At 69.1% G+C, this 15,933-nt stretch carries 17 protein-coding genes; 8 read left to right on the forward strand and 9 right to left on the reverse strand.

Features of this window, described 5'->3' with window-relative positions; genetic code table 11:
• The first annotated feature begins 162 nt into the window (after positions 1-162).
• From AB3X99_RS11165 to cobC, 5 genes are read left to right on the forward strand one after another with little or no spacing between them, the layout of a single operon-like run.
• Positions 163-1,239, forward strand: coding sequence for a FecCD family ABC transporter permease (locus tag AB3X99_RS11165; RefSeq protein ID WP_368616949.1), 1,077 nt, complete (start codon positions 163-165; stop codon positions 1,237-1,239).
• Complete coding sequence (locus tag AB3X99_RS11170; protein ID WP_368616950.1) at positions 1,236-2,069, forward strand: ABC transporter ATP-binding protein; 834 nt, start codon at positions 1,236-1,238, stop codon at positions 2,067-2,069. The genes AB3X99_RS11165 and AB3X99_RS11170 overlap by 4 nt, the downstream gene beginning before the upstream one ends.
• Before the next feature lie 41 nt (positions 2,070-2,110).
• Positions 2,111-3,175, forward strand: a complete 1,065-nt coding sequence (cobT, locus tag AB3X99_RS11175; protein WP_069265450.1) for a nicotinate-nucleotide--dimethylbenzimidazole phosphoribosyltransferase — start codon at positions 2,111-2,113, stop codon at positions 3,173-3,175.
• 10 nt (positions 3,176-3,185) lie between these two features.
• Positions 3,186-3,962 (forward strand): adenosylcobinamide-GDP ribazoletransferase, encoded by a 777-nt coding sequence (locus AB3X99_RS11180; protein WP_069265513.1) that lies wholly within the window; start codon positions 3,186-3,188, stop codon positions 3,960-3,962.
• A complete protein-coding gene (gene cobC / locus AB3X99_RS11185) occupies positions 3,947-4,534 on the forward strand; it encodes an alpha-ribazole phosphatase (RefSeq protein WP_368616951.1) in 588 nt (195 codons plus the stop codon). The genes AB3X99_RS11180 and cobC overlap by 16 nt, the downstream gene beginning before the upstream one ends.
• Before the next feature lie 21 nt (positions 4,535-4,555).
• On the opposite strand, the gene AB3X99_RS11190 is transcribed toward cobC, so the two are convergent.
• The 4 genes from AB3X99_RS11190 to cobU are packed head-to-tail and all read right to left on the reverse strand — an operon-like array spanning position 4,556 to position 7,971.
• Positions 4,556-5,464, reverse strand: a complete 909-nt coding sequence (locus AB3X99_RS11190) for a cobalamin-binding protein (RefSeq protein ID WP_368616952.1) — start codon at positions 5,462-5,464, stop codon at positions 4,556-4,558.
• Positions 5,464-6,489, reverse strand: a complete 1,026-nt coding sequence (cobD, locus tag AB3X99_RS11195; RefSeq protein ID WP_368616953.1) for a threonine-phosphate decarboxylase CobD — start codon at positions 6,487-6,489, stop codon at positions 5,464-5,466. The genes AB3X99_RS11190 and cobD overlap by 1 nt, the downstream gene beginning before the upstream one ends.
• Positions 6,482-7,417, reverse strand: a complete 936-nt coding sequence (gene cbiB / locus AB3X99_RS11200; RefSeq protein ID WP_342947988.1) for an adenosylcobinamide-phosphate synthase CbiB — start codon at positions 7,415-7,417, stop codon at positions 6,482-6,484. Before cbiB ends, cobD begins: the two co-directional genes overlap by 8 nt.
• A complete protein-coding gene (cobU, locus tag AB3X99_RS11205; RefSeq protein WP_069265446.1) occupies positions 7,417-7,971 on the reverse strand; it encodes a bifunctional adenosylcobinamide kinase/adenosylcobinamide-phosphate guanylyltransferase in 555 nt (184 codons plus the stop codon). The genes cbiB and cobU overlap by 1 nt, the downstream gene beginning before the upstream one ends.
• A gap of 128 nt (positions 7,972-8,099) precedes the next feature.
• On the opposite strand from cobU, the gene AB3X99_RS11210 reads away from it, so the two are divergent.
• Complete coding sequence (locus AB3X99_RS11210) at positions 8,100-9,635, forward strand: cobyric acid synthase (protein WP_368616954.1); 1,536 nt, start codon at positions 8,100-8,102, stop codon at positions 9,633-9,635.
• A 29-nt stretch (positions 9,636-9,664) separates the two neighbouring features.
• On the opposite strand, the gene AB3X99_RS11215 is transcribed toward AB3X99_RS11210, so the two are convergent.
• The gene (locus AB3X99_RS11215; protein ID WP_069265444.1) at positions 9,665-10,084 is read right to left on the reverse strand and encodes a PaaI family thioesterase; all 420 of its coding nucleotides are present in this window, start codon (positions 10,082-10,084) and stop codon (positions 9,665-9,667) included.
• Between the two features lie 208 nt (positions 10,085-10,292).
• On the opposite strand from AB3X99_RS11215, the gene AB3X99_RS11220 reads away from it, so the two are divergent.
• A complete protein-coding gene (locus AB3X99_RS11220; RefSeq protein ID WP_368606875.1) occupies positions 10,293-10,919 on the forward strand; it encodes a ParA family protein in 627 nt (208 codons plus the stop codon).
• 66 nt (positions 10,920-10,985) lie between these two features.
• On the opposite strand, the gene panD is transcribed toward AB3X99_RS11220, so the two are convergent.
• The 4 genes from panD to AB3X99_RS11240 form a co-directional block, all read right to left on the reverse strand.
• Positions 10,986-11,372 carry an aspartate 1-decarboxylase gene (panD, locus tag AB3X99_RS11225; RefSeq protein ID WP_069265442.1) on the reverse strand — a complete coding sequence of 129 codons (387 nt, stop codon included), beginning with the start codon at positions 11,370-11,372 and terminating at the stop codon, positions 10,986-10,988.
• 98 nt (positions 11,373-11,470) lie between these two features.
• A complete protein-coding gene (gene panC / locus AB3X99_RS11230; RefSeq protein ID WP_069265441.1) occupies positions 11,471-12,313 on the reverse strand; it encodes a pantoate--beta-alanine ligase in 843 nt (280 codons plus the stop codon).
• Positions 12,314-12,617: 304 nt separating this feature from the next.
• Positions 12,618-13,532 carry a ScpA family protein gene (locus tag AB3X99_RS11235; RefSeq protein ID WP_256094748.1) on the reverse strand — a complete coding sequence of 305 codons (915 nt, stop codon included), beginning with the start codon at positions 13,530-13,532 and terminating at the stop codon, positions 12,618-12,620.
• Positions 13,532-13,717: a DUF3460 family protein gene (locus AB3X99_RS11240; RefSeq protein ID WP_069265440.1), complete on the reverse strand. Its 186-nt coding sequence runs from the start codon at positions 13,715-13,717 to the stop codon at positions 13,532-13,534. Before AB3X99_RS11240 ends, AB3X99_RS11235 begins: the two co-directional genes overlap by 1 nt.
• Positions 13,718-14,188: 471 nt before the next feature.
• On the opposite strand from AB3X99_RS11240, the gene AB3X99_RS11245 reads away from it, so the two are divergent.
• Positions 14,189-15,874 (forward strand): autotransporter assembly complex family protein, encoded by a 1,686-nt coding sequence (locus AB3X99_RS11245; protein ID WP_368606882.1) that lies wholly within the window; start codon positions 14,189-14,191, stop codon positions 15,872-15,874.
• Positions 15,875-15,933: the final 59 nt, after the last annotated feature.

Below are 15,933 nucleotides of genomic sequence, written 5' to 3' on the forward strand. Positions count from 1 at the left end.
GATTCATGGTCTTTTGCCAGTGCTTTCGCGAACGGCCTATGCCACGTCATGCAGAATCCTTGGCGACCAAAATACTGCGCTCTGTCGTGGCCTGCGTATACCCCTGCTGTCTTTTTGTGCGAGCTTGATTGAAATCCGCTGCCGAGTTCCCCGATGCGTTCCATGAGCCGCGATGAGTCCCATGCTGTGCCGCCCGTGCCGCCGATACACGCGCTGCCGCGCCGCTCGATGAGCGCGCGCCGTGCATGCATGATCTGGGCCGCGCTCGCAGCCGTGGCGCTCGTGGTGTTCGCTGCATCGCTCGCAACCGGCAGCGTGAGCGTGACGTTTGCGCAGGCGCTGGCGGCGCTCGCTCCCACGCATGACGTGCACGGCGCGCCGGACATGGCGATCGAAATCGTGCGTACGCTGCGCTTGCCGCGCGCGTTGGCGGGGTTTGCATGCGGCGGCTTGCTCGCGCTGGCGGGCGCGCTGCTGCAGGTGCTGCTGCGCAATCCGCTTGCGGAGCCCTACGTGCTCGGTGTGTCTGGCGGCGCTGCCGCATTCGCACTCGTGGCGATGATCGCTGGCGTGGCGTGGTGGGGCGTGCAGGCGAGCGCGTGTGCGGGTGCGTTCGTTTCGATCCTGCTCGTGCTCGGCCTCGCGCGCCGCGAGTTGTGGCGCGGCGAGCCGCAAGACAGCTCGCCGCGGCTGCTCCTGACGGGCGCGGTGACGGCGGCAGGCTGGGGCGCATTGGTCACACTGCTGCTCACGCTCGCGCCCGACACGCGCCTGCGCGGCATGCTGTTCTGGCTCACGGGCGACCTCAATGGCGCGGGCATGCCATGGCCCGCGCTCGCAACGCTTGGCGTGGTCCTTGCGTGCATCGTGCCCGCCGCGCCGATGCTCAACGTGCTGCTGCGCGGCGACGCTGCCGCGCAGGCGCTCGGTGTGCCGGTGCTGCGTCTGCGCGTGGGCATTTATCTTGCTGCGTCGCTCGCGGCGGCCGCTGCCGTGACGACGGGCGGCACCATCGGCTTCGTGGGGCTCGTCGTGCCCCACATGCTGCGCCTCGCGTTCGGCAACGACCAGCGTATGCTCGTGCCGGCCGCCGTGCTCGCGGGCGGCGTGGCCGTGATGGGCGCGGACCTCGTCGCGCGTACGGTGGCGGCGCCCGCGCAGTTGCCGGTGGGCGTCGTGACCGCGCTCGCGGGCGTGCCGGTATTCCTGTGGATGCTGCTCGCGAGGCGCGGACGATGAGCGATACGCATCCCCCCCTGCTCGCGGTCCACGCGCTCACGTTGCACGCGGGCGCGCGCACGCTCGTGGAATCGCTCACGCAAAAGTTTGCCGCCGGCGAAATCTGGTGTGTGGCGGGCGCGAATGGCGCGGGCAAGACCACACTGATCGGCGCGCTCGCGGGCCTGGGCGAGCCCTCCGCGGGACGCGTCGAAGTCGAGGGCATCGCGCTCGCACAGTGGCCGCCGGTGCGCCTCGCGCAGCGTCGCGCGCTGATGCCGCAGGACCAGCGCGACGCCTTCAGCGCGAGCGTGATCGACACCGTGCTGCTTAATCGCTACCCGCATCTTTCCGGCTGGGGTTGGGAAGCCGATGCCGATCGCGCCGCCGCGCACGCCGCGCTCGCCACGCTCGGCCTCGAAGCGTTCGCGGCGCGCGATGTGCTGTCGCTCTCTGGCGGCGAGCGCCAGCGCGTCGCGCTTGCCGCCGCGCTGTGTCAGGGCGCGCCGCTCCTGCTGCTCGACGAGCCGCTCGCCCATCTGGACCTGCATCATCAGATTGCGTGTCTCGAAGCGCTCTCGCACTGGGTGCGCAGTGAAGCGCGCGCCGTGCTGCTTTCGTGCCACGATCTCAATCTTGCGCGGCGCTTCGCGACGCACGCGCTCCTGCTCGACGGCCGCGGCGGTTTTCACGCGGGCCCCGTGCGCGATGTGCTCACGCCGGAACGCGCGAGCGCCGCATTCGGACATCCGCTCGTGCTGATACGCGAGGGCGCGCACGAGGCGCTTGTACCAGCACTCGTACCGACATCTTCATCACCGCATTCGCCGGGATCGAATGGCGTGCACTAGTGCGCCGCTGTCGCCCGCATCACTTTGAAACGAAATACACCATGACGTCATCGCTTACCGAACTGCTCGCCGTCGAACCGCTCGATCTCTCGTTGCGCGACGAACTGCAACGCCTCATCGACACGAAGACCAAACCGCCCGGCAGTCTCGGCCGCCTCGAAACCCTGGCGCGCCAGCTCGGCATGATCCAGGGCACGACGCGCCCGAGCGTCGAGCGTCCCGTGATGATCGTCTTCGCAGGCGACCACGGCATCGCCGCCGAAGGCGTGAGCCCGTACCCGCAGGCCGTGACCGCGCAGATGGTCGCGAACTTCGTGGCAGGGGGCGCGGCGATCAACGTGTTCAGCAGCGTGGCGGGACTCACGCTCGAAGTCGTCAACGCGGGCGTGGCGTCGCCGCTGCCGCCGTCGCCGACACTCGTCGATGTGCCCATCGCGGCCGGCACGCGCAACTTTGCGCACGAGCGCGCCATGACGCGCGACGAAGCCCTCGCCGCGCTTGCGGCGGGCGCCGAGCGCGTGCGTCATCACGCGGCGCTCGGCACGAACGTGATCGGCTTTGGCGAAATGGGCATTGCGAACACGTCGTCGGCCGCGTGCCTGATGAGCCGGTTGTGCGGCGTGCCGATCGATGAATGCGTCGGGCGCGGCACGGGCCTCGACAATGCGGGCCTCGCGAAAAAGCGCAATGTGCTCGCGGCGGCGCTCGCGCATCACGCCGATGCGCGCGAGCCGCTCGACGTGCTCGCCGCGTTCGGCGGCTTCGAAATCGCGATGATGGCGGGCGCATATCTCGAAGCGGCGCGCTCGCGCATGGCGATTCTCGTCGACGGCTTCATCGCCACCTCGGCGCTGCTCGTGGCCGACTCGCTCGCGCCGAACGTGCGCGACTACTGCGTGTTTGCGCACGCATCGAACGAAGCGGGGCACCGTCGCATGCTCGATCACTTCGGCGCGCGCGAACTGCTTACGCTCGACCTGCGTCTGGGCGAGGGCACGGGCGCGGCGCTGGCGGTGCCGCTGCTGCGCGCGGCGGTGGCGTTCCTCAACGACATGGCGAGCTTCGAGTCGGCCGGCGTCGACAATCGCAGTGATCGCCACGCCTGAGCGCCGCGCGATGAATCCGCTTGCGGAGCTGCGTTACTTCTTCACGGCGCTCGGCTATTTCACGCGCGTGCCGGTGCCGCGCTGGGTGGGCTTCGAGCCCGCCTGGCTCAACGCGGCGGCGCGTTACTTTCCGTTCGTCGGCGCGTTGATCGGCGCGCTCGCGGCGCTCGTCTATCTCGCCGCGCTGCGCGTGTTTCCGGCGAACGTGGCCGTGCTGCTGTCGATGGCGGTCACGCTCCTCGCGACGGGCGCCTTTCACGAAGACGGTCTCGCCGACTGCCTCGACGCATTCGGCGGCGCGTACGCCCGCGAGGACGTGCTGCGCATCATGCACGATTCGCGCATCGGTGCATTTGGCGCGATCGGTCTCGTGGTGGCGCTCGCGCTCAAGTGGCAGACGCTCGCGGCGCTGCCGCCGGCACGCGCCGCGATGCTGATGATCGCCGGCCACGCCGCGAGCCGCGCGTGCGCGATCAGCTATCTCGTCTCGCTCGAGTATGTGCGTGCCGAGGGCAAGGCCAAGCCCGTCGCGCAGCGCATGAGCATGCCCGCGTGGCTGTGCGCGTGCGTGTTCGGCTTGCCGTGGCTGTTCTGGCCGGTGTGGTCCGGTGCGCCCGACTGGCGCGCGGGCGTCGCGACGCTCGGCGTGCTCGCCGTGTTGCGCTATGCACTGGGGCGTTACTTCGTGCGGCGCATCGGCGGCTATACGGGCGATTGTCTCGGCTTGGCGCAACAGGTGTTCGAGATCGCCATCTACCTCGTGGGACTCGCATGGATCTCGTTCTGATCCGTCATCCCGCCGTGGCGGTGGATGCGGGCGTCTGCTACGGCGCGAGCGATGTGCCGCTCGCGGGCGACGCGACGCAGCAGGCCGCGTCGCTCGCTGAGCGGATCGCGGCGCTCGGCGTGCGCGAACCGCAGCGTATCGAAACGAGCCCGCTCACGCGCTGCGCGAGCGTGGCGGCGGCGCTCGGCCGTCTGCGCGGCCATACGCCGCAAGCCGAAGCACGCCTCGCTGAGATGGATTTCGGCGCGTGGGAGATGCAGCGCTGGGACGCGATCGAACGCGCGCAGATCGACGCATGGGCCGCGAATTTCGAGCACGCGCGCGAGCATGGCGGCGAGAGCGTCGCGCAGTTCGATGCGCGCGTGAGCAGCTGGTTCGATACGCTCGACGCGCGCGAGAAGTGCACTGTTTGGGCCGTTACGCATGCGGGCGTGATCCGCACCCTCACGGCGCGCGCGCTCGGCATGCCGCTCGCGCGTTGCGTGCGCTGGCCGCTGGAGATGGGCGCCATCGTGCATTTGCAATACGACTCGACGAGCGCTGTTTGGCTGCTCGCGCGCTGGAACGCCTAGCGGGTCGCTGCGGAGACCGAATCAATGTGCCACGGCGTTGCGCGAGCGGGCGAGGTCGAGATCCTCGCACAACTGCGCCGCGCCCTGGGCGATGCGCGGCGCGGGGCGCGTGAGCAGATCGCCGTCGATGGCGAAGAGATTGCCGCGCGCGACGGCGGCTAGCGCTGGCCAGGCGCGCCAGCGCTCGAGGCCCGGCAGCGGGCGCTCCGGCGACGTCGCGCCTTGCGACGCGGTGACGATCGCATCGGGATTGGCCGCGAGAACGGCTTCCGTCGATACCGTCGGCACGAGCGGTTCGAGGGCCGCGAACACGTTGCGGCCGCCGCAGAGCGCGATCACGTCGCTGATCATGTGCGAGCCGTTGATGGTCATCAGCGGCTGATCCCAGACTTCGTAGAACACGCTCACGGATGCGCGCTGCGCATAGCGCGCGTGCAGCTGCGCGATGTCGCGGCGGTAAGCATTCGCGGCGGCCTGCGCAGCGTCTTCGGTGCCGAGCAGCACGCCGAGGCGCGTGAGCGAGGTCGCGACATCGTCGAGCTTGTGTGGCTCGCTGAAAAAGAGGGGGATGTGCAGCGCGCGCAGACGATCGAGCTGTTGCTGAGCGTTGCCGTGACGCCAGACCACGATGAGGTCGGGCTTGAGCGCGGCGATGCGCTCGAGGTCGAGCGCGCGATTGTCGCCCACGCGCGGCACTTTTTGCGCTTCGGGCGGGTAGTCGCTATAGGCCACGGCGCCGACCACTTTCGCGCCGCCGCCTGCGGCGTAGAGCAGCTCGGTCACGTGGGGCGCGAGGCTCACTACGCGCTGCGCTGGCGCGGGGAGGGTGACGGTGTTGCCCGCGTCGTCGATGGCGGTGACGGTCGCATGCGCGGCGCACGGCAGGAGCGTCGCGGCCAGCAGCGCCAACACAATGACGACTGTGCGCATCAGCCGATCGCCCGCATGGCTTGTCCGAGTGCGCTTTCGAAGCGCTGCCATTCGCTTTCTGACGCGGGCAGGCCAAAGCGCAGGCTGGCCGGTGCGTCGAAGCGGCGCGTCCATACGGCGTGGCGCGCGAGTGCGTCCTGCAGCACCGGCGCGCGTGGGTCCGCGAGCCACGCGAACAGCGGCGTGGCGTGCGGCGTGAAGCCGTGAGCGCGCAGCAGCGCGACGAGGCGCGCGCTTTCGGCGGCGAGCCGAATGCGCATTTCGTTCTGCCACGCGCTGTCTTCGAACGCATGGGTGACCGCGTGGCGCGCCGGTCCGCTCACGGTCCACGCGCCCAGATGCGCGCGCAACGCGGCCAGCAGGGCAGGCGCGCCGAGCGCGAATCCGCAGCGCGCGCCCGCGAGCCCGAAGAACTTGCCCGGCGAGCGCAGCACGACGAGTCCTTCACGGCGGGTTGCGTGCGCAAGCGTTTCGGATCGCTCATGGCCGAACGCATCGGCAAAAGCTTCGTCGACGAGCAGCGTGCCGCCGCGCGCCGCGAGTTGCGCATGCCAACGCAGTAGGCGGTCGGCAGCAAGATGCGTAGCCGTCGGATTGTTCGGATTCACCACGACGGCATGCGTGACGGTATCGGGCAGCGTGTCCTGCATGACATCGAGCGGCACGATCTCATGGCCCGCGCGCGCGAACGCCGGTGCGTACTCCCCGTAAGTGAGCGGAGCGATTGCTACACGCGCGCGCGGCAACAACGCGGGCAGCGCGCGGATCGCGGCCTGGCTGCCCGCCACCGCCAACACGTGGCGGGCGTCGGGCGCGCCGTAGTAGTGCGCGGCGCTCGCAGCGAAGCCGTCCCCGTCGTCGGGCAGGCGCCGCCATGCCGCGGATGGCACCGGCGGCACAGGGTAGCCGTGCGGATTGATGCCGGTGGAGAGGTCGATCCACGCGTCCCAGGCGATGCCGTAACGCTGCGCGGCTTCGTGCAGATTGCCGCCGTGCGCGACGAGTGCGGCTGGTTGTTCAGACATGGCTCGCCACGCTCACGAAGGCCAGCGCGAGCAGCGCGGCGAGCCACAAAATGGTGGTGCGCTCGACGAGCCGCAAGGCCGCGTCCACGTGCTGCGCGCGCGGCGGCGAGCCCGCGCCGAGCGCCGGGCGCTCCTCCAGCATGCCGTGATACACGGCCGCGCCGCCCAGCAGCACGTTCAGGCTGCCCGCGCCGGAGGCCATGACGGGACCCGCGTTCGGGCTCTCCCAGCGATGCGCCTGTTCGCGCCAACAGCGCAGCGCCACGCGCGTGTCGCCGAGCAGCGCGTAGCTCGCGGCCGTGAGGCGCGCGGGAATCCAGTTGAGCACGTCGTCGATGCGCGCGGCCGCCCAGCCGAAGCGCAGGAAGCGCGGGGTGCGGTAGCCCCACATGGCATCGAGCGTGTTGGCGAGACGGAACGCGAGGGCGCCGGGGCCGCCCGCGATCGCGAACCAGAACAGCGCGCCGAAGATCGCGTCGTTGCCGTTTTCGAGCGCCGATTCGACGGCCGCGCGCGAGAGCGCGGTGGCGTCCGCCCCTGCTGTGTCGCGCGAGACGATGCGGCCGGTCAATTCGCGCGCGGCGGCGAGGTCGCGCCGGGCGAGCGCGGCGCCGATCGGCGCGATGTGCTCCGTGAGGCTGCGGGCGCCGAGCGCGAACCACAGCAGCGCGACGTGCAGTGCCCAGGCGAGCGGCCAGGGTAGCAGGGCGCACAGCAGCGCGGCGACGATGACGGGCGGTGCGACGGCGGCGAGCCATGCGACGAGGCCGAGCGGACGGCCACGGCGGCCCGTGTTCAGGCGCGCTTCGATCTGGTTCGCGTATTTGCCGAAGGCGACGAGCGGGTGTGCACGGCGCGGTTCGCCGAGCCAGCGGTCCACGGCGACGCCGGCCACGGCGAGCGCGGCGGTGACGGGTAGCGAGAGCATCATGAGGTCCCGCGCGGCGCTTTGAGCACCAAAGGCAGGCCCGCGGCGACAAGCGTCGCCTGATCGGCGAGCGCCGCGATGCGCTGATTGAGGCGGCCGAGTTCGTCCACGTAACGGCGCGTGGCCGCGCCCATCGGCACGACGCCCATGCCGATCTCGTTGCTCACCACGAGCACCGTGCCCTGTGCGCGCTCGCAGGCGGCAGCGAAGGCGTCGAGGCGCTCGCGCCAGTCGGGCAGCGGCGCTTCGGAGTCGGCGGGGCAAAGCAGGTTCGCGAGCCACAGCGTGAGGCAGTCGATCAGCACGCACTGGCCGGGCCCCGCGGCTGCGTCGAGTGCGCCCGCGAGATCGAGCGGCGCCTCGGCGAGCGCCCAGTGCGCGGGCCGCCGCGCGCGATGGTGGCCGATGCGCTCGGCGAACTCGGTGTCGTCCGTCACGCGCGCGGTGGCGATATAGGTGACGGGCAGGCCGCTCGCGGCAGCGAGCCGTTCGGCGTGCGCGCTCTTGCCCGAGCGCGCGCCGCCGACGATGAAGGTGAGATCGCGCGAATTCATCGCGTGATTGTAACGGCTGCACCCAGGCTCGCTGTTGTCCCATCGGTCAATGTCGCGCCGTGGTCCTGCATCGGGCGGCGGCGCGATGGGATAATGCGCGTTCGCCTTCGCTGCCCCCCATGCGCTTCATGACCGCCACGCTACCCGCCATGCCCCGCGTACCCACCGGCACGCTGATGATCCAGGGCACGACCTCCGATGCCGGCAAGAGCACGCTCGTCGCCGGCCTGTGCCGCCTCGCGCGCCGCGCGGGTGTACGCGTCGCGCCGTTCAAACCGCAGAACATGGCGCTCAACAGCGCCGTGACCGTGGATGGCGGCGAGATCGGCCGCGCCCAGGCGCTGCAGGCTGTCGCCGCCGGCATCGAGGCGCACACCGACCTCAATCCGGTGCTGCTCAAGCCCAATAGCGACCTCGGCTCGCAGGTCATCATCCACGGCAAGGCGCGTATGAATCTCAACGCGCGCGCGTACCAGGACTACAAGCCGCTCGCGCGCGAGGCCGTGCTGGCGTCCTACGCGCGTCTGCGCGCGCGCTACGACACGGTGTTCGTGGAAGGCGCGGGCAGCCCCGCCGAAGTCAACCTGCGCGCCAACGACATCGCCAACATGGGTTTCGCCGAGGCGGTCGATTGCCCGGTCGTGCTCGTGGCCGACATCGACCGGGGCGGCGTATTCGCGCATCTGATCGGCACGCTGGCCTGTCTTTCCCAGAGCGAGCGCGCGCGCGTCAAAGGTTTCGTCATCAACCGTTTTCGCGGCGACCGCACGCTGCTGGAACCGGGCCTCGCCTGGCTCGAGCAGCAGACGGGCAAGCCGGTGCTGGGCGTCGTGCCGTATCTGCACGGCCTCACGCTCGACGCCGAGGACATGCTGCCCGGCGCGGTCCACAGCGGCGCGCAGGCCGCCGGCGAGACGCTGCGCGTGGTGGTGCCGGCGCTGCCGCACATCAGCAACCACACCGACTTCGACGCGCTGCGCGCCCATCCGCAGGTCGATTTCACCTATGTGCGCACGGGCGAAGCGCCGCCCGCCGCCGATCTCGTGATCCTGCCGGGCTCGAAGAACGTGCGCGACGACCTCGCGTGGCTGCGCGCCCAGGGCTGGGAGACGGCGCTCGCGCGGCATCTGCGCTATGGCGGCCGCGTGATCGGTATTTGCGGCGGCATGCAGATGCTCGGGCGCGCGATTGCCGATCCGCACGGCGTGGAGGGCGAGCCGGGCGCGGTCGAGGGTTTCGGCTGGCTCGACTACGAGACCGTGCTCACGCGCGAAAAGACCTTGAAGAACGTGACGGGCGCGCTCGCACTGGAAGGCGCTAACGGGCATGCGGACGCGGGCCCGGCGCGCGTGGCGGGCTACGAAATTCATATGGGCGAGACGCGCGGGCGGGCGCTAGCGTCGCCCGCGCTGTGGCTCGCTGAGGGAGACGATGGGGCGACGCGCCCCGATGGTGCGCGCTCGGCGGACGGCCAGATTCTCGCGACCTACGTGCACGGCCTCCTCGACACGCCGCAAGCGTGCGCGGCGCTCTTGCGCTGGGCCGGGCTCGCGCAGGCGCGCGCGGTGGACTATCCGGCGTTGCGCGAGGCGTCGCTTGAGCGGCTGGCGGACACGCTCGCGGCGAGCCTCGATCTGGAGAAGGTGTTCGGCGTAATCCGCTAACAGCGCAGCTAAAAGCGCGGCTGCCCGGCTCAGTAAAGCACCATCTGCGTACAGCGGAACAGCGCGATGGTCTTGCCGTCCGGGCCGCTCACGGTGGCGTCCCAGACCTGGGTGCTGCGCCCGAGGTGCACGCCCTTGGCCACGGCCGAGATCGTGCCTTCGCGCGCGGTGCCGAGATGATTGCTCTTGATCTCGATGGTCGTGAAGTTTTTCGCGTTGGGCGGCAGGTGCGCGAGGCAGGCGTAGCCGCAGGCCGTGTCGGCGAGACCGATCACCGTGGCGGCGTGCAGGAAGCCATTGGGGGCGAGCAGGTCGCTGCGCACGTCGAGTTCGGCGCGCAGCAGGCCTTGCTCGAGGACCAGCGGCCGAAAGCCCAGCAAATCGGGCAGGCGGCCGCGCTGCCTCTCGAGCAGGGATTCGATCGTGATGTCGTGGCGTAGCGTGCTCATGGTCGCTCAGTCTCCTTGATTTGATATGAACATTGCGGGTGCGCGCTCGTGGGGGGCTTCGGCGGCGCGCAATTTGCCGATAATATCGGACGGTTGATTCGGGGCGCCGGCTCGTCCGCAAGTCGCCTCGCAAGGTATCGAAACACGCATCACGCAAAATCACGGCAATCCGGCTGGCCTTGCGCCAGCCATCCTGACGGGAGCATTCATGACGGTAATCGTGGTGGCGAATCCCAAGGGCGGCGTGGGAAAGAGCACGCTGTCCACCAATCTGGCCGGCTATTTCGCCGCACAAGGCGAGTGGGTGGCGCTCGCGGACCTCGACCGGCAGCAGTCCTCGCACGCATGGCTCGATCTGCGGCCCGCGACGCTGCCGGCGATCGAAAGCTGGCAGGTCGATCTGGACAACCCGGCCAAGCCGCCCAAGGGACTCGAGCACGCAGTCATCGACACGCCCGCCGGCCTGCACGGCAACCGGCTCCAGGCGATCATCGAGCTGGCGGACAAGGTGATCGTGCCGCTGCAGCCCTCGATGTTCGACATTCTTGCCACCCAGGACTTCCTGAACCGCCTCGCCAAGGAAAAGTCCGTGCGCAAGGGGGCGATCCAGGTGGGCGTGGTGGGCATGCGGGTGGATGCGCGCACGCGCTCGGCCGAGCAGCTGCAGCGCTTCGTCGAGGGCCTCGAACTACCGGTGCTGGGCTATCTGCGCGACACGCAGAACTACGTGCAGCTCGCTGCGCACGGCCTCACGCTGTGGGACGTCGCGAAGAGCCGGGTCGAGAAGGACCTCGACCAGTGGCAGTCGATCGTCGGCTGGGTCGACGGCAAATAAGCGCGCCGAAAGGCGGGCAAGCGCGGCGGCGCGGGCCCGATGAGCCGCGTCCGCCAGCCCCGCGGTTTAGCTCCAGGCCTGCGTGGGCACGTGGTCGCGGCTGCCCTTGATGCGGTTGTTCTCGTCCACGAACACGAGGTCCGGCTTCCAGCCGGCCTTGAGCTCTTCCTCTTCCACGTTCGCGAAGGCCGCGATGATCACGAGGTCGCCCAGTTGCGCGCGGCGCGCCGCCGAGCCGTTCAGCGAGATCATGCCGCTGCCGCGCTCGCCCTTGATCGCGTAGGTCGTGAAGCGCTCGCCATTGTTGATGTTCCAGATGTCGATGCGCTCGTTTTCGACGATGTTCGCCGCTTCGAGCAGGTTTTCGTCGATGGCGCACGAGCCTTCGTAGTGCAGCTCGCAGTGCGTGACCGCGACGCGGTGGATCTTTGACTTGAGCATATGGCGTTGCATGGAGGGTCTCCTCAGGCGAGCGGGCGCGCGGCCCGCCGCGGGTAAGCGGAATCTGGGGGGATCGGGTGAAAGCGGGACGGCGCGGCCGCCCGCGGCCCTCAGATTTCGAGGTTGTCGATCAGGCGCGTCGCGCCGAGCTTCGCGGCGGCCAGCACGACGAGCGGCGACTCGGCGTCGCCGGCCACGCCCGGTGCGGGCGGCAGCAGGTTCGCGCGCTTGCGGATCGCGATGTAGTCGGGCTTCCAGCCGCGCGCGGCGAGCGTCGCCATGGCGTCGAGTTCGAGCTGCTGGAAGTCGCGGCGGCCCGACAGCACCGACTCGCGGATCGCGCGCAGCACGCCCGCCAGTTGCGGCGCCTCGGCGCGCTCGGCTTCCGTAAGGTAGCGGTTGCGCGAGCTGAGCGCGAGGCCGTCGGTGTCGCGCACGGTTTCGGCGGCGATCACTTCGGTCGGCAGCGCGAACTGGTTGCACATCGCGCGCACGATCATGAGCTGCTGGTAGTCCTTCTTGCCGAACACGGCCACGCGCGGCTGCACGCACGACATCAGCTTCATGACGACCGTGCACACGCCTTCGAAGAAACCGGGGCGGAACTCGCCTTCCAGAATGTCGCCGAGATCGTGTGGCGGGCGCACGCGGTACTCCTGCGGCTGCGGATACATGTCGCGCTCGGTGGGCGCGAACAGCACGTAGACGTTTTCCTTCTGCAGCTTCTCGATGTCGTCCTGAAGCGTGCGCGGATACTTGTCGAAGTCCTCGTTCGGGCCGAACTGCAGCCGGTTGACGAAGATACTCGCCACGACCGGGTCGCCGTGCTGGCGTGCGAGGCGCATCAGCGAGAGATGGCCTTCGTGCAGGTTGCCCATGGTCGGCACGAACGCCGTGCGGTTTTGGCCGCGCAACTGGTCGCGCAATTCCTGAATCGAGCTGATGACTTTCATGGTCGGATGCTTTATGCCTCGCGCGGGGGCAAGACTTGGGTTGCACGGCCGCAAGCCAGAGACCCGGACGAAGGGCCGCGAGCGGACGTTGCGCGCCCGGTCCGCGCGAGTGGCGCGGTGCCCCGTATATGGGACGAGACCGGGCAGGCGCGGGCGATTGTAGTGGATTTGTGAATGCGGCGCACCCGCCTCGGGTAGGGGCTTGTCCTGACATTCCGCTGTGCGGCCCTTTGGAGGTTCCCGCGCGATGCGGTCCTATTTACTGCCTTCGCTGCGCGCGGACCCGGGCAAGGCCGGCCGGGGATCAGGCGGGCAAATACGCGAGCCGCACGTAAATCGGCGCGAACGGTTCGGGCTGGGTGATCTCGATGAGCGATTCGCGCGACAGCTCCAGCATGGCGATGAAGTTCACGACCACGACGGGCACGCCGCGCGTAGTGTCGAACAGCTCGGAAAATTCCATGAAGCGCTCGCCCTGGAGCCGGCGCAGGATGATGCTCATGTGCTCGCGCACCGAGAGCTCCTCGCGCGAGATCTTGTGATGCTGGACGAGCTTCGCGCGCTTGATGACGTCGGCCCACGCGGCGCGCAGGTCGTTGCTGTCCACGTCGGGGAAGCGCGGCGTGATGCTCTGCTCGATGTAGACCTCGGCGCGCAGGAAGTCGCGCCCGAGCTGCGGCAACTGGTCCAGGCGCTGGGCGGCGAGCTTCATCTGCTCGTATTCGAGCAGGCGGCGCACGAGTTCGGCGCGCGGGTCCTCGGCTTCCTCGCCGGTGTCGGCCTTCTTGACCGGCAGCAGCATGCGCGACTTGATCTCGATGAGCATGGCCGCCATCAACAGATATTCGGCCGCGAGTTCGAGGTTGGTCTTGCGCAGTTGCTCGACATAGCCGAGGTACTGGGTCGTGACCTCCGCCATCGGGATGTCGAGGACGTTGAAGTTCTGCTTGCGGATGAGGTACAGCAGCAGGTCGAGCGGACCTTCGAAGGTCTCGAGGAAGACTTCGAGCGCGTCCGGCGGGATGTAGAGGTCCTGCGGGAGCTTGAAGAGCGGCTCGCCGTAAAGGCGTGCGAACGCGACGCCGTCGACCGTGTCGGGCGTCGAGTCGGTTGCGGGTGTGGTCAGCGCCTCACCGGGCGTTTGCCCGGCAGCGTGGCCCGCGTGACTGGCCGCGTGCTCGCCCGCTGGCGGCGCGCCGGCCCCGTCGGCCTCGGCCATCAGAAGTTCTGGTAGTAGACGTAAGACGTCTGCTTCACGCGCGAAGCCTGCTGGCGCTCGCGCTCGTCGAGGTCGATCGGCTGCTTGTCCCACAGGAGCGCGCGGCCCTTGCGTTGCTGTTCTTCGAGCTGCGGCTTTTGCTGCTTGAGCTGGTTGATGAACTGCGTGATGTCCGATTGATACATGGCTGACGTCCGTCCAGTAAGGCGGGGCGCCTGATTGCGCCGCGCCGCTAATTCTGTCGGCGGCAATTTTACCGCAAGCCAACGCCGCGGAACATCCGCCCGGGCGGAACGTGTTGGCCATCCCCTCGGCCGCCCCGCGCGCGCCATAGGTCCGGCCGCGCCCGCCGTTGTGGCACGCTTTGCACCTCCTCCTGGGGTTTTGACGCGCCGATGTGGTGAAATAACGCGTTTGCGCCCGTTGCCGCTTCCCGTGCCGCCCTGCGCGCGAGCGGTGCAACCGGTGGCAACCAGTTCTACGACGGCAGGAGGTGGCGTTTGGCGGGATGGGTGATCGAAGCATTGAGCGCACGGCGGCGCCCCTCGCGGGCGGTGCGGCCACGGCTCGCCGCGTGCCTGATCGTGTGCCTCGCCGTGTGCTCCGCTGTGGCACCGCCCGCCCGGGCCGACATCCTGACCACCCTCCTGCCGTGGATGCGCCCGCGCACCTACTACGACGTCGATATCCAGGCCACCCCGCGCGATCTGCGCAAGCTGCTCGAGGCGCACCTCGACATTGCGCGCTTCGCCACGCGCGCCGACGTGAACGAGGACCAGTTCGAGTTTCTCGTGACCGCGACGCCGCAACAGGTGCGCGACCTCGCCTCGACGGCGGGCTATTTCACGCCGGTCGTGCGCACCGATGTGCGCACGATCGACGGCAGGCGGCACGTGCGGGTGAGCGTCGATCCGGGGCCGCGCACCACGATTTCGTCGGTGAAACTCGTCTTTCGCGGTCCGGTCCTCACGGAAGACCCGGCGCAGGAGAACACCGCGCGCTTCGCGTTCTCGCTGCACGAAGGCGACGCCTTTACGCAGTCGGGCTGGGACGACGCCAAGAACGGCTCGCTCAAGGCGCTGCAGGCGCGCCGCTACCTTGGCGCGAAGATTACGTTTTCGGAGGCGCGGGTCGATCCGCTCAGGCACGACGCGCAACTTTCCGTAACGTTCGACAGCGGGCCGACCTTTACGCTGGGCAAGCTCGATGTTTCGGGGCCGCGGCGCTATCCGGGCTACATCATCGACAATGTGAATCCGCTTTCGCCGGGCGAAATCTACGACCTGAAGCGCGTGGCCGAACTGCAGCGCCAGGTGCAGAACACGCCGTACTACGCGAGCGTGGCGATCGACGTCGACGCGAACACGCAAAAGCCGCTCGAGACGCCCGTGCACGTGAAGGTGAGCGAGTTCCCGTACAACAACTTCCGCGGCGGCGTGGGTTATTCGACCGATACCGGCGCGCATGTACAGGGCTCCTACACCTACCTGAACACGTTCGGGGCGGCGTGGCCGTTCCAGGTGCAGGGGCGCCTCGACCAGATCCAGAAGTTCGGTCAGGTCCAGCTTTCGATGCCGCCGGGCCCGCGCGCCTGGACCAACAGCCTCGTCGCGTCTTACACCACCACCGACGTCTCGGACACCAACATCTATAGCGCGCGCGTCGGGGTGCAGCGCACGCGCACCTCGCAGAACATCGACTATGCGTACGCGCTGATGTTCTACGACGACCGACTTACGCAGAACGTGGGGCCGTCCTCGCGGGCCTATGCGCTCGTGCCGACCTGGGGCTGGACCCGCCGCAACGTCGACGACCCGCTCTTTCCGCGCTCGGGCAACATCATCCGCGTGGAGGCGGGCCTCGCGCTCAAGAACGCGGGCGCCGAGCAAAGCTTCTTTCGCGCCTACATGCGCGGCCAGCAATACCTGCCGATCGGCCACAGCGACATCATGGTGTTCCGCGCGGAACTGGGCGGCGTGTTCACGGGCGGCCCGTCGAGCGGCATCCCCGCGTCGCTGCTGTTCCGTGCGGGCGGCTCGAACTCGGTACGCGGCTACTCCTTCCAGAGCATCGGTAACGACCAGTCGGGCTCGATCCTGCCGACCAAGTATCTCGTCACCGGCTCGGCCGAGTACCAGCACTGGTTCAGCCACGACTGGGGCGGCGCGGCGTTCTTCGACGTCGGCACCGCCACCGACACCTGGGGCGAAAAGCAGTTCGATCCGGGCGCGGGTATCGGCGCGCGCTGGCGCAGCCCCGTCGGGCCGGTCAACCTCGATCTCGCCTATGGGTTTCGCACTCACAGCGTGCGGCCTTATCTGACACTCGGGATCGCCTTCTGATGATGACGTGCTCGCTGCTCCGCTTCGCAACGCCTCCTGCGCCGCACGGCGAGGGGGCC

This window comes from Paraburkholderia sp. BR10882, from assembly GCF_040948855.1.
In the GTDB taxonomy this organism is placed as follows: Bacteria; Pseudomonadota; Gammaproteobacteria; order Burkholderiales; family Burkholderiaceae; genus Paraburkholderia; species Paraburkholderia nodosa_A.

What these genes read in the sequence shown, in the direction of transcription:
- AB3X99_RS11165 (WP_368616949.1), top strand. Translation starts at nt 163, where the DNA reads ATGAGCCGCGATGAGTCCCATGCTGTGCCGCCCGTGCCGCCGATACAC.
- AB3X99_RS11170 (WP_368616950.1), top strand. Translation starts at nt 1,236, where the DNA reads ATGAGCGATACGCATCCCCCCCTGCTCGCGGTCCACGCGCTCACGTTG.
- cobT (WP_069265450.1), top strand. Translation starts at nt 2,111, where the DNA reads ATGACGTCATCGCTTACCGAACTGCTCGCCGTCGAACCGCTCGATCTC.
- AB3X99_RS11180 (WP_069265513.1), top strand. Translation starts at nt 3,186, where the DNA reads ATGAATCCGCTTGCGGAGCTGCGTTACTTCTTCACGGCGCTCGGCTAT.
- cobC (WP_368616951.1), top strand. Translation starts at nt 3,947, where the DNA reads ATGGATCTCGTTCTGATCCGTCATCCCGCCGTGGCGGTGGATGCGGGC.
- AB3X99_RS11190 (WP_368616952.1), bottom strand. Translation starts at nt 5,464, where the DNA reads ATGCGCACAGTCGTCATTGTGTTGGCGCTGCTGGCCGCGACGCTCCTG.
- cobD (WP_368616953.1), bottom strand. Translation starts at nt 6,489, where the DNA reads ATGTCTGAACAACCAGCCGCACTCGTCGCGCACGGCGGCAATCTGCAC.
- cbiB (WP_342947988.1), bottom strand. Translation starts at nt 7,417, where the DNA reads ATGCTCTCGCTACCCGTCACCGCCGCGCTCGCCGTGGCCGGCGTCGCC.
- cobU (WP_069265446.1), bottom strand. Translation starts at nt 7,971, where the DNA reads ATGAATTCGCGCGATCTCACCTTCATCGTCGGCGGCGCGCGCTCGGGC.
- AB3X99_RS11210 (WP_368616954.1), top strand. Translation starts at nt 8,100, where the DNA reads ATGACCGCCACGCTACCCGCCATGCCCCGCGTACCCACCGGCACGCTG.
- AB3X99_RS11215 (WP_069265444.1), bottom strand. Translation starts at nt 10,084, where the DNA reads ATGAGCACGCTACGCCACGACATCACGATCGAATCCCTGCTCGAGAGG.
- AB3X99_RS11220 (WP_368606875.1), top strand. Translation starts at nt 10,293, where the DNA reads ATGACGGTAATCGTGGTGGCGAATCCCAAGGGCGGCGTGGGAAAGAGC.
- panD (WP_069265442.1), bottom strand. Translation starts at nt 11,372, where the DNA reads ATGCAACGCCATATGCTCAAGTCAAAGATCCACCGCGTCGCGGTCACG.
- panC (WP_069265441.1), bottom strand. Translation starts at nt 12,313, where the DNA reads ATGAAAGTCATCAGCTCGATTCAGGAATTGCGCGACCAGTTGCGCGGC.
- AB3X99_RS11235 (WP_256094748.1), bottom strand. Translation starts at nt 13,532, where the DNA reads ATGGCCGAGGCCGACGGGGCCGGCGCGCCGCCAGCGGGCGAGCACGCG.
- AB3X99_RS11240 (WP_069265440.1), bottom strand. Translation starts at nt 13,717, where the DNA reads ATGTATCAATCGGACATCACGCAGTTCATCAACCAGCTCAAGCAGCAA.
- AB3X99_RS11245 (WP_368606882.1), top strand. Translation starts at nt 14,189, where the DNA reads ATGCGCCCGCGCACCTACTACGACGTCGATATCCAGGCCACCCCGCGC.